We start from the raw sequence: 15618 nt of genomic DNA on the forward strand, positions 1-15618 counted from the left end.
CCACCAGATCCTCCAGACGAAGCTCTAGTGATCGCCGCCCGCCCCTCGCCAATTTCTCAACGATCAACCCGTTCCTTTCATAGTAGTGGGTCGCGGATGATGCCAACCGCGCCTGCGACTCGGACCGGATAGATGTGTTGCGGCATACCACCTGATTCAACGGCTTCTACACCCTTTCGCCAGAGAACAAATTGATATCAGAAAAGATCTGATGACTGCTTTGGGGATTCTGGTGAGGTGCATGACCCTTGCATCCGGCCCCAGCCAATCGGCGCCAAGAAACGCGGCGGCCACCGAGGATGACCCTGCATCAAACGAAGACCACAGAAGTTTGCTGCGGACTGCATCTTCATCCTTGTGATTGAAAATAGCCTCGCGACCGAAACCGAAATTTTCAAGGCATTGCGCCAGATAGCCAGTACCGCACCGACCAGTTTCGATGAAGAGAATTTTAAACGGGGGGGGGGGGCTGCGCCATCACCGTTCCCATGAAATGTTCTGTTGTGGTATTGGTACTTCAGGATGAGCGTTGAGCGCGTGAGCCCCCCATCCAAGTAGTTCGTGGCTGCTTCACTGCAAGCGCCGCTACGATGCCGGGGTTATCCAGCAGCAATCCACAACAGGGGCAATGAAACTTTGCGCACCCCTTCCTCACCACTGGCTGAGTGATCACATAGGCAGCCGCGTCAGACCTCATGAGTCCACCTGCTCCCGCAGAAGTACAACCAAGTGAAGTCATTCCGTCAGCCTGCGTTGCCGCGATCACAAGGCCAAGCAGGAGCGCACGCGAAATTCGTTGCGAATCCAAACGATCCCCACCAACACCGATCGCTGACAGAGCTCAGACAATCAAGAAGGTCGCAACTGCACTGCAAAGCCCCCAGAACCTCAACATCCGCGATGCACAAGCAGTTCAAGCGCATAGACTGCCCTGTATTGTTTGCTCCGTAATACAAGGAATTCGTATCTATGCGGTCAGCTGTGATTGCAGCGCATTCACAGTCGGCAGGTTGATCCAGAAAGAGAACTCCATATCAAAGAGCATCTGCCCAAGCTTCGCGATAGGATTGAGCGGAAAGCAATATTGGGCCGTCAGAATGAACTGACCTCATTGGACCCAGCCGCACTATTCAAGTCACCAGCCCCTGACAACCCACCTCTGGACGCAATCAAGCTTATCGCGCTCTGCCCCATAGTCATCCAATTTCTCTGCAAGGAAGTAGTTATGCCAAAAAAGCACGCCGGTCTATTCGCAGCATCACTGCTGGTCATGACAACGATCATGGGGTGCAAACAAAGTTCCCCTCCGGAGGTGGCGCCAGAGCAGAACGCAGAGTCTGAAGCGACTACTTCCGCCTCAGCTACAGGGCACGTTGATGGCGGCACAACACCCAGCAGAAAGGCTGCCCCTTACTCGGGTGAAAGCAACTTCGTCGGATCGGCCCTCGATGCGATAAAGCAATACGGTACACCTGCCGCGCAGATTCTCAGCCCCGTGGTAGCGACGGCGGCAACGACGAGTTCGAAGTTGGAGGAATGTACTTACATCGCAAACCCCGCGGACTCCTACCTGATCGATCTTGATGGCGATGGCACTCGCGAAGGAATCAGTTTTTACTCTCTGACGCAATGCAAGGTTGGCCAGGACGTGCGCGTGCTGGTGCTGTTCCGCCAGGATCCAACCGGCAGATGGGACACGATACTCGAAACCGCACTAACCGTTGGGCTGGCCCCACCTCGCCACATTCTCGATATCGACCCGGAAGCCAGCACAATCTCCATCCAGAGCACCCCGGACAACCTCGGCGGCCCTCCGCCTTCTCCTGAAGTGATCGAGGTACCGCTTGCAAACGCGGTGCTCACGCAAACGGGCAGCAAGTAAGGGATACTGGGGCAGGGTGCACCCGAGCGCCCTTTCCACTTACATCATCTTCATGCACATAAAGAAGGAACTTTGAGATGCTAAAGCGCTTCAGCCTGCTTTGCCTGACCCCGCTGTTGTTTCTCGCTGCACCGAGCAGTCAGGCAGCGGACGGTCAGATCTGCTACAGCACCTTTCTCACGACCCAAACCGCTGCTGGCTTTGGTACTACGGTTTTCCCGCAGCTAACCAATGACACCAAATTCACCTGCAAGTCCGGCGTTCAACTCACGCTGGGGCAACTTGTTGCACGCGGGTGGAAAATCTCGTCTCTTATGCCAATGGCGTTCTCGCAGACGATCAACAGCAATGGCACCGGCTCCAGTTCAACTCGCTTCATGCTGGTCATCACGATCTGAATGAGCCAATTCCTCCCTGCCATGGCGGGGAGGAATTTAGTGGGGCCGACAGAATCCTTATTTGGCCAGGATCGCAGCAAGCTTCCTTCCAACCTTGTCGGCGGTGGTCCTTGCATACGTTGCCGTCAGGTGATGTTGATCACGGTATACCAAGACGTTGCCGACTACCGAAGAGCACAAGTCTGGCGCACAAATGGCATCAGTCAGGTCCAGCAGATTGATAGCAGAATCCTTTGCCGCGGCCAAGTTCAGCGCAGCTTGCGGCAATACCCTTTCTGGTGGGAAATCACAACCGCCTTGTCCCGTCTTCACGCACTCCGGCGCAGACACGGGAAGCCAAGGCGTGTGTTTGAGAACAGCAACTTTGATGTGCTGTGATTCCAATGCATGAGTCAGCCTCACCACACCGTCGGCAATCTCCGCTTGGCTTGCACGCGGAGCCAGATCCTTGACCCGATGATTTGGCGACTGGCTCACGACCACAAGCGCTGGCTGCATTTGCCCCAGCTCCTTCACGAGCTTCCCCGCCCATTCTCTGCACTGCGGGTAGTCAGAGAGACCGGTTTTCGCGTTTCCGGTTCTTACCAGCGTATCTGTGAACGCACAGCCAAGCTTGGAGTACACCACCAACTTCCATCCCGAACGCTGCGCGGCGGCATCGAACGCAGGAATCCAGTGTTCGGCGTGAGAATCGCCAATCAGGGCGATGACTTTGCTCCCCGCCCGGTTCCCCAGCTCGCAATGCTCCACCGCGCTTCCTTCGATGGGGCTCACACAACGTTTGCCCCCCTCGATCAATGGTCGATCCGTCCGGGCCACGTCCGGATCAGGAAGAATCGGGACCCCAGTTGGGACCGCCACCCCATCCAATGCCAATGCGCCAGGGTACTCAACCGCCCCAGCTTCAGATCCTGCCGCGCCGATACCTTTGGCGATTCTGCGCGAACCTTCTCCCGCCAGCAGCATGGCTGAGCCAACCACCAGCGCGGTCAGCCCTAGGCCGATCAGATACGGCCTCACCACCTCTCCTTGCCTCGAATGCCTGAACCGCTCCTCTATAAAAACTTTCGACAGATGCGCCAGTAGCAGCGAGCACAAAACAACAACTACGCCGCCCTGCAAGGACGAGGCCTGATTGCCGGTAATCAGCGGGTAAAACACCACTACCGGCCAATGCCACAAGTAAAGTGAGTACGAAACGTCCCCCATGTACTGGAAGAACCGGGTGGACAACACGCGGCCGAGTATGGAGCTGGCTTCGGTACGCGCATACAGAAGCGCCGCCGCGCCCAACGTTGGCAACAACGCCTCATAGCCCGGAAATGGCAGTCTGCTCGTGTAGAACAGCGCAGCCAAAACCATTGCAGCAACGCCAATCCAAGCCAAACCCGCTGAATAGCGCGGTGCAACGTCAGAGGGGCGCGAAGCGACAAGCAGAGCCAATAGCGCCCCTAACCCCAACTCCCACACGCGGGTGGTGGTCAAAAAATAGCCTGCCGCAGGATCGGCAAAAGATACGTACACCCCGTAGGCCAGCGACACTGCCGTGACCACCACCACGCAGAAGGTCAGGCCACTGAGCACACCAATGTTCAATCTACGTGCGATTGCGGCAGTGGCAAGCAGCAGGACCGGCCAGAATATGTAGAACTGCTCTTCCACCGAAAGCGACCAGAAATGCTGCACCGGGCTGGCCGTCGCATCCTGCGCCAAATAATCAACAGAGCGCCCCACCAACAGCCAGTTCTCGACGTACAACGCACTGGCGATGAACTCACGTGACAACGCTTGCCAGTCTGAGGCCGCCACCCAGAGCAGCGTACTGGCCACGACGACAAGCAGCACCGCCGATGCTGCTGGCAACAGGCGTCTAATGCGCCTGCCGTAGAATGCGCGAAGGCTTACTGTGCCACTCTGCCTTATCTCCTTTACCAACAAGCCGGTGATCAGGTAACCGGAAATGACAAAGAAAACGTCAACGCCGATGTAACCGCCAGGCAACGCAGCGGGCCAGACGTGGTAAATGACGACAAGCAGGACCGCAATGGCCCGCAGGCCCTGAATGTCAGCTCTGAATACGCTACCAGCCTTCATGCCAACCACTGCCTTTCATTCATCATCGTTGTTCTCCAGATACATCGTCGCAAGCCTCAAAGCTTATTGCCCAATTTCTTTGAGACATCGGCCTCAATGGACTCCACGTAGCTCGCCGTCAAATGGTGTTTGTCGCGCCACACGTAGACACCATTGATGACCGGAACACAGACACCATCCGGGCAGATCACGTCATTCATGTTCACAACCGTCACCCCTGCAACCTGGCCAGCGGCAAGCTCGACCAAAGAACCACCAACGGCACCGCTTTGGGGATAACTGCAGGCAGCACCATCGCCTTTGTTGAAGCGAATGCATTCGGGCGGGTCTTCCCTCATACGCGGGGTCTCACGGAAGGCAAGAATATCAACCACGCCCGCCTGCTCGCGCGCCTGTTTCCATGACCGCGCCATTCTTTCCGCAACCCGGGCCTCTTTGTCGGGCGACGGGCCCAGCATGTGCGTGGCACCGGATGAGTTGGCCACGATCATCGCCTTGGGCTTGAGATCGGCGATATATCGCATTGCTGCGGCATTCCAGACAGCACAGGAACGGCGCTCCGGCGTGTCGACCTCCGACTCCTGCAGCGTCATCAACGCGCAGCCAGTCTTGGTTATCGCGTGCAGATCGATACCCCGCTCGCGCGCGATGGCCGAGAGCGCGGGCAGCCAATGCACCATGTGCGAATCGCCAACAGCAACCACCGGCCGACCTTTCGGGTCACCATAACGACACACACGCACGTCTTCACCACGTGAGGGTGCGATGCAGTTTTCAGCATACGCAGCCGCCAGATCATTCCGTGCCGCCATCGGATCACCGGGCCCGGCGGTGGTGGTAGTGGCATCGCCGGTCAGCTTCGCAGCACCACCGCGCGCGCCCAACTGCTGGAGCGAAAAAGCTCCTGCCACGACCGCAAAGGTGAACACTCCACCGACGACCCACGGCCGGATGCGCTCACCCGGCACCCCGTGTCGGAACCTGTCTTCGATGAGGTGCTTGCTGATATGTGCCAAGCCGATTGAAAGCAGTACGACAAGGACACCGTCCTGCAGATGGGCTACCGCCCTTCCCGTCAGCAACGGATAGAAAACAACAAGCGGCCAATGCCACAGATAGATCGAATACGACAATTCGCCCAGGTACTGTGCTGGCGGGCTACCCAACATACGGCCCAGAACACCTTCTGACGGGAGCCTGGCATGGAGCAGCAGCATCGCACCCAACACTGGTAACAAAGCTTCATATCCGGGAAACGGGAGGCGGGTCGTGTAGAACACGCAAGCGACCACGATCAGCGCAAAGCCGAGCCAACCAGCAATCCGTCCGCCAACGCGGCCGGGTGCGGCCAGCGGCATCAACGCCAGCACTCCACCCATCCCCAACTCCCATATCCGGGTGGTGGTAAGGAAGTAACCGGGAGCAGGATCACTGAAGGAAACATGGACTCCGTACGCCAGCGAACACAGCACAACCAGCACCAGTGCGGCACCGACTGATCTGCGGGCTTGCCACCCACAACGGCGACCCACAGCCGCAGCAAGCAGCATCAACGCCGGCCAGAAAATATAGAACTGCTCTTCGACTGACAACGACCAGAAGTGCTGCACCGGGCTAGGAGCGACATCCTGCGCCAGATAATCGACAGAGCGGCTCACCAACAGCCAGTTCTCAACATAGAACGCGCTGGCAACGACCTCTCTGGCAAGCCCACCGAACTCAGTTGGTGACATCAGAAAGGCAGCTGCCACGCATGTGCACAGCAGCGTCACCGAAGCAACCGGCAGCAAGCGCCGGACTCTTCGCGCATAAAAACCGGCAAGATTGATACTGCCGCCGCTCTCTAGTTCGCGCAGCAGCAGCCCGGTAATCAAGTATCCAGAGATCACGAAGAAGACGTCGACGCCGACGTAGCCGCCAGGAAGCGCTCCCGGCCAGACATGGAATATGACCACCGCCGCGACCGCCAAAGCCCGCAGGCCCTGTATGTCCCGCCTGAAACTACTAGAGCCAGCCGTCGTCGACATTAGTCACCTGAATTGAGAATGTTGCGGTAGCGGAAATCATTTCCCGTCAACGACCGAGTGGATGGAACGCGAAAGAATCGGCGCCATGCTCCGCGAATAGGTGGCGGTCAGGTGGTGCTTGTCGCGGTAGACCAGAACCCCTCCAATGACGACCGGGCAACTATCGCCCTGGCAGAAGTAGCGATCGAAATTCAGCAGCTTCAGACCCGGATACTGCTTTGACGCCAACTCCAAAGAGGCAGTTGGCAGCGCTTCACGTATACCAGTAGTACAACCGGCAACGGTGGCACCCGGCTTAGCCATGCAAAGCGGAACATCCTCCACGTGCCATGGTGTCTGTTTTATTGCCCCCACTTTCAATCCGGCATTGCTCAGTTCCCGGGCATAACTGACTACACCGGATGCCAGCTCCGGCTGGCTTTCGGCATAGCTTTTTCCTGGTACCGACTGTCGCGGCGAAAAGCTCAACACGACCAGATCCGGTTTCTCAGCGACCAGCCAGGCAACGGCCTTGCGCCCCCATCGCTGGCATTCCTCATAGGGCCGGTCCACGCCACCGGAAGCAAACCGGGTCATCACCGATGTGAACGCACAGCTGGACTTGGTCAGACCAGTAATACGGACATTCTCCTTGCTCGCCATCTCTTCCAGAGCCGGCAACCAATGCACAGCATGCGAGTCCCCGACAATGACTATGTGTAATGGGGCCGTTTCATTTCCGTACTTGCAGAAGCTCAACTCTTCCGAGGGCACACTACCGATACAACGCTCGGAGCCATCAAGTGCGTAAGCGGGCCCCCGGTCGAGACGTGCGACTCCTGCTGCCGGCACGAAATCCGATGCCGCGGCCGGATCATTGTTTGTGTTCTCAAGAGCCATGGCACCGGGATGACCACCGTTGGCAGCCGACGCTGCGTACAGCGCTGATGTGGCCTCGCGGTCACCTTGGACAACCAACAACTGCGCACACGCAACGATGACAAGCGAGACCAGCCCACCCATGACATATGGACGGAAATGCTCCCCTGCACGGGAAACGCGGAAGACCTCCTCAATCCCGAACTTCGACATATGCGCGATCGCGACGGACAGCGCGAATATGAAAATCCCATCCTGCAAAGTGTCCGGCTTCTGCCCGGTCACAACCGGGTAGAACACGACGATCGGCCAGTGCCACAGATACAGCGAGTAGGAGATATCGCCGATGTACTGCATGGGCCTGTTGCGCAGCAAGCGGCCGATCAACAGGCCATCCCCCAATGCTGCAAATATCAACAACGCAGCGCCAAATACGGGAACCAGCGCCTCATAGCCAGGGAATGGCAGACGGTTGCTGTAGAACACACAGGCGAAAACTATCGCCGCCAGCCCGCTTAATCCTGAAATCCTACTGACACCGCTCGACCTTGCCAAACCGCCCCAGATCGCCAGCAAACCGCCAACACCCAGTTCCCAAACGCGGGTTACGGTAGAAAAATAGGCCGGCGCGGGATCAACGAACGATGCATACACGCCGTAGCAGAACGATGCCGCGCAAAGCGCAAGCAACGTATATTTGAACGTGGTTCTTACCACCCAACCCAAACGCTGCGCGACCCCGCCTACCAGCAACATCAGCAACGGCCAGATGATGTAGAACTGTTCTTCGACGGACAATGACCAGAAGTGCTGCAGGGGGCTGGGCGCCGCGTCCTGCGCCAGATAGTCCACCGACCTGGAAACCAGCAGCCAGTTCTCGAAATAGAATGCGCTGGCGAGAAGCTCCCTGGACAGCGATCGCCACTCGGACGGCGACATCCACACAAAGCCGGCAATCGCAACCGCAAGCAATGTTGCACCAGCGGCAGGCAGCAGGCGCCGTATCCGGCGACCATAGAACTGGACCAGAGACACCGTCCCGGATCGCTCAAATTCGCGAACAAGCAGTCCGGTGATCAGAAAACCAGAGATGACGAAGAATACATCTACACCTACATAACCGCCGGGCAACGCCTTGGGCCAGATGTGGTAAATGAGCACCGCCAGGACCGCGATCGCACGCAGCCCCTGGATGTCAGGACGAAAGGCGGAGCTCATTGATGTATCCCTCATCAAACAAAAAAAAATCTACCCCTTCCAATGGAAGGGGCAGAGAAAACCAGATACCGGGTTTGTTTTAGTTTGCCGGGGTGATCGGCCAAGCCAGGTAGATCGTGCCCTTGGCATCGGGCTGCTGGATTACGTAGCGGTCACCCTTCGGCGCGCCCGGGCGGACCCATACCAGAATGTCGCCTTCACCAGCCTTGGTGAACACCGAACGGAAGGCACGACCCTGTGCCTCGTTGGATGCACGGGTGTAGCCAGCGGCCTGCAGTGCATCGGCGAACGACTTGTCGACGTCAGCAGCGCTGGACTCCAGGAACTCGATGCCTACTTCGCGCGACATCACGCCGGTCTTCTTGTTGCGGACCTCGCGATCGATGGCGACGTGATAACGGAAAGGCAAGGTTGCAACCGGGAACGGCTGCTTGAACTCGCTGACCACCGTCGGTGCGACCGGGGCGGCGGCTTCGGCGGTCGGCGTGGCCTCGGTGCCTGCGGTCGCTGCATCTTCCGTCTTTCCGCCATCGCGGCATGCTGCCAGCGACAAAGCAACAAACCCAACCAGAATCAATTTACGCATTATCTACTCCAGATTTTCAGTTAATAGAATTTCGCCAAAAAGCCAAAAGCCGCAGATACATCTGCGCCCCCATTTTTTCCCAGGAAAGCCCAAGCGCGACGTTGGCACCGGCATTGGAAACGCCTTCCCAGATCTGCTGATCCCGATAGAGCACCTTCGAAACTTCCGCAAGGTGGGAAACTGAACGAACTTCGATCGCCCCCAACCCGAGGTAGTCGGACAGCGAATTATCCATCTTTGGGTGCAGGACGGGAACGCCCATGGCAGCCAATTCCATCGGAACCATTTCAAAGGTTGCAAACTTGACCAGGCTCAGCATCAGCCGCGAGCGCGACAGTATCCCGGTGTACTCCTCACCAAGAAACGGCAGCATCTCGATGGCCAGGTTACGGGCTCGCTTTGGACGGTACTGTTCCACACAGAACAACCTTGCTTCTGGCACCTGGTCCTGTAGCGCCTCAATCACCTCTTCCGCCCGCCAGGCGACCAAGGTGTCGTCGCAGAGCTTGCCATAGTCGCCAAGGAAGATCCCGTCGCGCTGGTGGAAACCAAGGTCAGGAGCCTGCTCGTAGCTGAGTGTCTTGGGAATGGCCACCAACAGGTCGGCCACACTTGCCAGCAACGGGTCGTCCTCCACCCGGTCAGAGAACACCATCGCCCCTACACGGGTCCCGTACAACTTGCGCCACTCCATCATCTGCTCGCAGATGAACCGCTTGCGCGACGTGCGGCCATTGAGCGACAGGTTCACCAACACCGCACGCCCCTGACTTGCATGGATGTCGACGAGCTTGATTACCTCGGCGAAGTCCGGACGCTCCGGGTCACCTGGATAGATCATCACAATGTCGGCATGTTCACCATTCAACCCCTTGGGATCACCCGTTTCAAGGTCCACCAGCTGTACATCCATCCCGAGTGGTCGGAGCATGTCAGCAGTGAGGTGGGTCGACTTCAGGATCCCGCCCTTCTTCCAGCGCTGGCGATCAGTACGTCCAACTACGGCAAGCTTGAACGACTGCCGCTGGTAGCGCCCATCGATCAGGTTGGAAACGGAATGCTCCACCGTGGCCGGTTGCATGTTCAGTTCAGCGATCTCGCGCGCAAAGCCCGCACCGAAGTTCGCGATGCGTGTCTCGAGAAAGTGCTTGGAAGCTCCCGACATCTCGTGCCCCCAGCCCGAGACGCTGTTGATCAATGCAGTCTGTGCCTCACAGCTGTGCTTGAATTCATCGAACAGCGTGGAGCCACCGTTCGCTGCCGGATCGGGGATCGGCATCAACCAGTTGCGCTTGCGGGCAACCGCCACCAACGGGATGCCTGCCTTGACCGCGGCCACTGCGATCCAGGCATCGACCATACCCTTGCTTGAGAAATCCAGGTGACTGGGATTCCATAGGCTGGTGTGGAAGCACAAAGTGCCCGTACCGAGCTGGTCAACCAATTCATCGCGATCCAGCGACTGTTTGAAGTGGAACAGCTTGCGCCCTTCAAAATACGACACAAACGGCTTGGCAAAAATGGTCCCGTGCAGGCCGACGGCAGCCATGCGGCCATATATCTCGACCTTGCGGATCATCGCCTGCACATAATCCGGCGGATAGACAATATCGTCATCCACCGTGAAGCAATAGCCTGCAGGCAACTCGGTTGTAAAGGCGAACTTGCCGTTGTCGCGCAGATCCTCACCGCCGACCCGCACTTCAATGCGCGGGTGTTTCAGGTAGTCCGGGACACTGACGTAATCATTGAGATAGACAAAGATGCGGTCCACCTGATCGATCAGGCTGGCCACTACCTGCTTCAACTGCCGTTCCCTGGGCGGGAAACTGGCAACGCAGACCGAGATGAACTCGGACTCATATATACCGCCGGCATCCACTCGCAGACGTTCATGGATCGGGAACGGACGGCGCACAAGCGGGAACGGCAGGTAGGGATGACGCCCTCTGCGCAGCAGCGAATCGTGCCAGGCATCCACAGCCTCGCTATAGGCCTTCCGCGGCGCCGAGAGGTCACCGGCCTGCGCGGATATGCCTTTGTTCTGCGGGTCCTGGGTCAGCGAGTTCTCGCGCACTACCGCGTGATACAGGACCTGATCGACGTTGCGATGGGCCGTGGCACCAATGAACACCTTGATCCGCCGCAGCATGCCGTCATCGGCAGATGTCCGCACGCAGTCAAAATACCCGATCGCGTCAAAAACCTGCCTGCGCATCATCTGGCTGATATAGGCCAGACGCTTGGTACGGCCAGCAACTGTAACCAGCTCCCCGTCCAGCGTACGCCGCTCGTGCAGACAGGTGCTGACCGCGCAGCCTGGCTCCCGCAATACCTTGTACTGCTCAGCCAAGCGACTGGGAGCACTGGTGTCATCGGAGTCCATGAAGGTTATGGCCACACCCTTGGCCTTGGTGATGCCGAAGTTCTTGCACCAATAAGTACCGCGATTGACCCCGAACGAGAACACCCGCATGCGCTGGTCAGCGACCTGCATTGCCTCGAGCAACTCCAAGGTTCCGTCGTTGCTGCCATCATCGACGACGATCAACTCAAGCTTGCGGTGTGTCTGTTCCAGAATGGAACGGACGGCGGCCTCGACATAGTCTTTGGTATTGAACGTCGTCATCACCACCGAGATCAACGCCGACTCGGGCAATGCCTGATCCAATCCCGCGATCGTCGCCACATTGCCTTTGCGCGATGTGTAGCTGATGTTCTCGATCTTGACTGACGAAACTGGCTTGGGTGGTACGGTCTCAAGCGCCGGTGCTGCCACCACTGCAGCAGCCATCACCACTGGCTCAGCTGCAACGTGCGATGGGGCGGTCTTCGGTGGCGAGGTCGGCGCCGGCGCCGTGGCTACCGTCACGGCGGCCGTGACCGGCGCCGGGGCCTTGAGCGCAACGGGAGCTGGTTCAGCGACAACGGTTTGCACCGTGACCACAGATACCGGCAAGGCCTCACGTGATGCGGCGAACGGCCTGATGATTTTCATCAAGCCCTGTTTGGTTTTCCTCAACGTTGAGAACATCCGCCCCTCCATGAGCGCAGAGAATCTATTGTCCTGCCTAACAGCCTCCGACTCCAACTGCTGCAAACGCTGCAGAAGGGCCTCGAAGCGAACACTCACCCCTGCCTCGAAGCCAGACTGTTGTGCAGCCGACATCGCGACAGCGCCCTGCAGCTGACTGCGCAGCGACACTTGCCCGGACTTGGCCAGTGCAAGCTCATTGCGCAGTGCTTCTACCCCCTGCCGCAGGATCGAGATCTCATCGAGCGCTTGAAGTTTGCTGCCCACATCTGCGAACTGAGCTTCGAGTGACGCACCCAGACTCTGGAGCTCGGCCCTGACCTCCGCATGCTGCATACTCTCCCTGCGCACCGACTCCAGTTCATCCGAGAGCTGCTGGAGCTCCCTCTTCAGCTTGGCGTCAAACTCGGCAATCGCATCAAGCGACTGATCAGCCGACCATTGCAGCGCCAAGTCGACCCGCGACGTTTCGTCTTGCAATGTTGCATCGAGGCGCGAAATCTCGCTTTGCAATGCCAATTCGATACGTGCGGTATCAACCTGCAGCCTGGACTCGATGCGCGAAGTTTCATTCCGCAACGCCGTCTCGGCACGCACAGCCTCATCCCGCAGCGTCGACTCGACCCGCGAAGCTTCACTCTGCAGTGCCGACTTGATGCGAGCGGTTTCATCCCGCAGCTTCGACTCCACCCGCGAAGTTTCCCTATGCAGTGCCGAATCGATGCGAGCGGCCTCGTCCCGCAGCTTCGACTCAACGCGCGAAGTCTCATCCTGTAGTGTCGACTCGATGCGGGTGGCTTCGTCCCGCAGCTTCGACTCGACGCGCGAGGTTTCATCCCGCAGTCGACCGTCAAGTGCGCCGATCTTCTGTGATACCTGCTCATCATGCAGCGCGACGTCCCGCTGGAGCTGTGCACTGTGCTCCGTCCACTCCTTCTCCAGGCGAACCAGCTGCCCGGCCTGCTCTCCGTAAAGCAGCTCCAGTCGTGTCGTGCCAAGGTCGACCCGGCTGAGCTCCCCCTGCAGATCGACCTGCACCTGGGCGACATCATGCAGCACGCGATCCAGCGCGGCGGCGTGATCGTCCTTGATGGACATCAGCCCACCGGAAATATGCAGTACTTCCGAAGATCGTTCGGAGTCGAGCTTGCTCAGGTACTCCACATCCTGCTTGAGCACGCCAAGCGCGCCCTGCAGGTCACCCATCACACTGATGCCGGACTCTGCGTTGTCAATCTTGCGCAGGATGGTCTTGAAACTGACGCGCAGCAGATCGGCAGCACTCTCCACCTCGGTCAGTTTCGCCGAGATCGACGAAACTTCGGACTTGGCGGATGAGAGTTCATCGTCAACCGAGCGCAGGCCAACCCGCTGTTCGTGCGCGACGCGGTCCAGCGAGCGCTTCTGCCCGCCAATGCTGGAAACCGCGCCCTTCAGCTCCCGCTGCAGTTCAACCATGCGCCTTGCACTGAGCTGGTGGAAGAAGTCACGTTCGGCCGGTGTTGCGTAAGGAAGGAATACGTAAGTATCGGTGGCATTGAAACAGGCCACGGACTCGTAACCATGGGTTGTCAGCTCGGTCAACAGCGCCTCGTACTCCGCATGGACAGCAGCCTCGCAAATGACGATCGGCCGATCCCGGCCAATCGTCGCCGAAGCACCACGAACCACGGCGATGTCCATTCCTTCGGCGTCGATTTTCAACAAAGCCACCGGCGATGCGAAGGTATAGTCATCCAAGCGGCATGCCTGCACGCCACCGGCCTCATCGCCACCAAACCGAGTGGCCCCCAGGTTGCCAGCGTCACTACTGACGACCGAGAGCTGTTCGTGCTTGTCAGATAACGCACTGGAATGCACCGTCACCTGGGATTCCAGGTCGTTGGTGCGCAGGTTGAGCCGCAGCAGCTCCAGCGCTGCATCAAACGGCTCGAACGCTTCCACCACGCAACCGCAGATCTTGGCAAAATAGACGGTATGGTTGCCCACGTTCGCGCCAACGTCGACAACACGCGAACCCGCCGGGACCAAGCCACCTACGAACTCCAGCAACTCACGCTCGTAGAAGTTCGAGGTGGAGGCGATGACCTTGGCGATATGATCGGTGGCCGAGGCGAAATACAGAAAGACATCCTTGCCATGGGCGTTGAAGCCTATGGACGCCGGAACGTTCGCCACATTCTTATTAACTTCTTCATTCATACGACCACCGCACCGTTAGCCACTGGATTCACTTCAGAGACGCTGAACAACCGAGGACGCAGGCAGGATGCCCTTCACGTCGAAGATGACGCCATTGCTTTTCAGCAAACCCTGCAGATCGATGGTGGACTTCTCACCAACAAACTGTTCGTGGGCTACGGCAAGGATGATCGCATCGTACGCACCGGCCTCGGGCTTATCGACAAGATCCAAACCGTACTCATGCTGGACCTCGTTCTTGTCCACCCACGGATCATAGATATCGATTACTGCATTGGTATCAGCCAACTCGGAAATGACGTCGACCACCTTGGTATTGCGCACATCCGGGCAGTTTTCCTTGAAGGCAACGCCCAGCACGAGAATCTTCGAGCCAACGATGTTGATACCTGACTTCGCCATCGTCCGCAGCAGGCGATTGGCGACATGCGCCCCCATGTCGTCATTGATGCGGCGCGCAGCCAGGATCAGCTCCGGGTTGTAACCAAGCATGGTCGCCTTGTGCGCAAGATAATAGGGATCCACGCCAATGCAATGACCACCAACCAAGCCGGGCACGAACTTCATGAAATTCCATTTGGTTCCGGCTGCTGCCAGGACTTCATGGGTATCAATGCCGATCCGATGGAAAATCCGGGCCAGTTCATTCATCAGCGCGATGTTTACGTCACGTTGCGTGTTCTCAATTACCTTGGCCGCCTCAGCCACGCGGATCGAGCTGGCCTTGTGCGTCCCGGCCACAATCACGCTTTTGTAAAGATCATCCACATAGTCCGCGATTTCAGGGGTTGAGCCTGAGGTGACTTTCATGATCTTGGTGACCGTGCGGTCTTTGTCACCCGGGTTGATCCGTTCCGGGCTGTAACCGCAGAAGAAGTCAACGTTGAACTTGAGCCCCGACGCTTTTTCCAGCACCGGCACACATACTTCTTCGGTAACGCCGGGGTAAACGGTCGATTCATAAATGACCACGTCACCCGCTTTCAAGACCGAACCAATCGCGGCGCTGGACTTCAGCAATGGATCGAAATCCGGCTGGCGCGCATTATCGATGGGCGTCGGCACCGTTACGATGTAGACGTTGGAATCTGCGATATCGTGCAGCTCACTGGTGAATGTCAGTCCCTTCGCCTCGGCGAGGAGCTCGGCCTCGACCTCCAAGGTGCGATCCAGGCCAGTGCGCAGTTCAGCGATGCGTTCCTTGTTGATGTCGAAGCCGACAACCGACATCCTGCGACCGAACGCAACAGCCAGCGGCAAGCCAACATAACCAAGCCCAATAACCGCCAGACGCGTCGAAGCAATATCCATCTTCAATT

8 protein-coding genes are annotated in these 15618 nt (G+C 58.1%); 2 read left to right on the forward strand and 6 right to left on the reverse strand.

Going from position 1 to position 15618, the window contains the following annotated elements:
- The first annotated feature begins 985 nt into the window (after window positions 1-985).
- Window positions 986-1882 carry a hypothetical protein gene (locus ACVOK8_RS07870; protein ID WP_481566348.1) on the forward strand — a complete coding sequence of 299 codons (897 nt, stop codon included), beginning with the start codon at window positions 986-988 and terminating at the stop codon, window positions 1880-1882.
- 77 nt (window positions 1883-1959) lie between these two features.
- The gene (locus ACVOK8_RS07875; RefSeq protein WP_481566349.1) at window positions 1960-2280 is read left to right on the forward strand and encodes a hypothetical protein; all 321 of its coding nucleotides are present in this window, start codon (window positions 1960-1962) and stop codon (window positions 2278-2280) included.
- Window positions 2281-2337: 57 nt separating this feature from the next.
- Here ACVOK8_RS07875 and ACVOK8_RS07880 read toward each other — a convergent pair whose 3' ends face one another.
- From ACVOK8_RS07880 to ACVOK8_RS07905, 6 genes are all read right to left on the reverse strand, one after another.
- Window positions 2338-4374: an acyltransferase family protein gene (locus ACVOK8_RS07880; RefSeq protein WP_481566350.1), complete on the reverse strand. Its 2037-nt coding sequence runs from the start codon at window positions 4372-4374 to the stop codon at window positions 2338-2340.
- Window positions 4375-4430: 56 nt separating this feature from the next.
- Complete coding sequence (locus ACVOK8_RS07885; RefSeq protein ID WP_481566351.1) at window positions 4431-6401, reverse strand: acyltransferase family protein; 1971 nt, start codon at window positions 6399-6401, stop codon at window positions 4431-4433.
- Between the two features lie 36 nt (window positions 6402-6437).
- Entirely contained in the window at window positions 6438-8477 is a 2040-nt protein-coding gene (locus ACVOK8_RS07890; RefSeq protein WP_481566352.1) for an acyltransferase family protein, read from the reverse strand.
- Between the two features lie 79 nt (window positions 8478-8556).
- Entirely contained in the window at window positions 8557-9063 is a 507-nt protein-coding gene (locus ACVOK8_RS07895) for a hypothetical protein (protein ID WP_481566353.1), read from the reverse strand.
- A gap of 16 nt (window positions 9064-9079) precedes the next feature.
- On the reverse strand, window positions 9080-14299 hold the full coding sequence (locus ACVOK8_RS07900; RefSeq protein WP_481566354.1) for an FkbM family methyltransferase: 5220 nt from the start codon (window positions 14297-14299) through the stop codon (window positions 9080-9082).
- Between the two features lie 33 nt (window positions 14300-14332).
- A complete protein-coding gene (locus tag ACVOK8_RS07905) occupies window positions 14333-15610 on the reverse strand; it encodes a nucleotide sugar dehydrogenase (protein ID WP_481566355.1) in 1278 nt (425 codons plus the stop codon).
- Window positions 15611-15618 lie beyond the last annotated feature (8 nt).

Source organism: Stenotrophomonas sp. STEN083, from assembly GCF_056759195.1.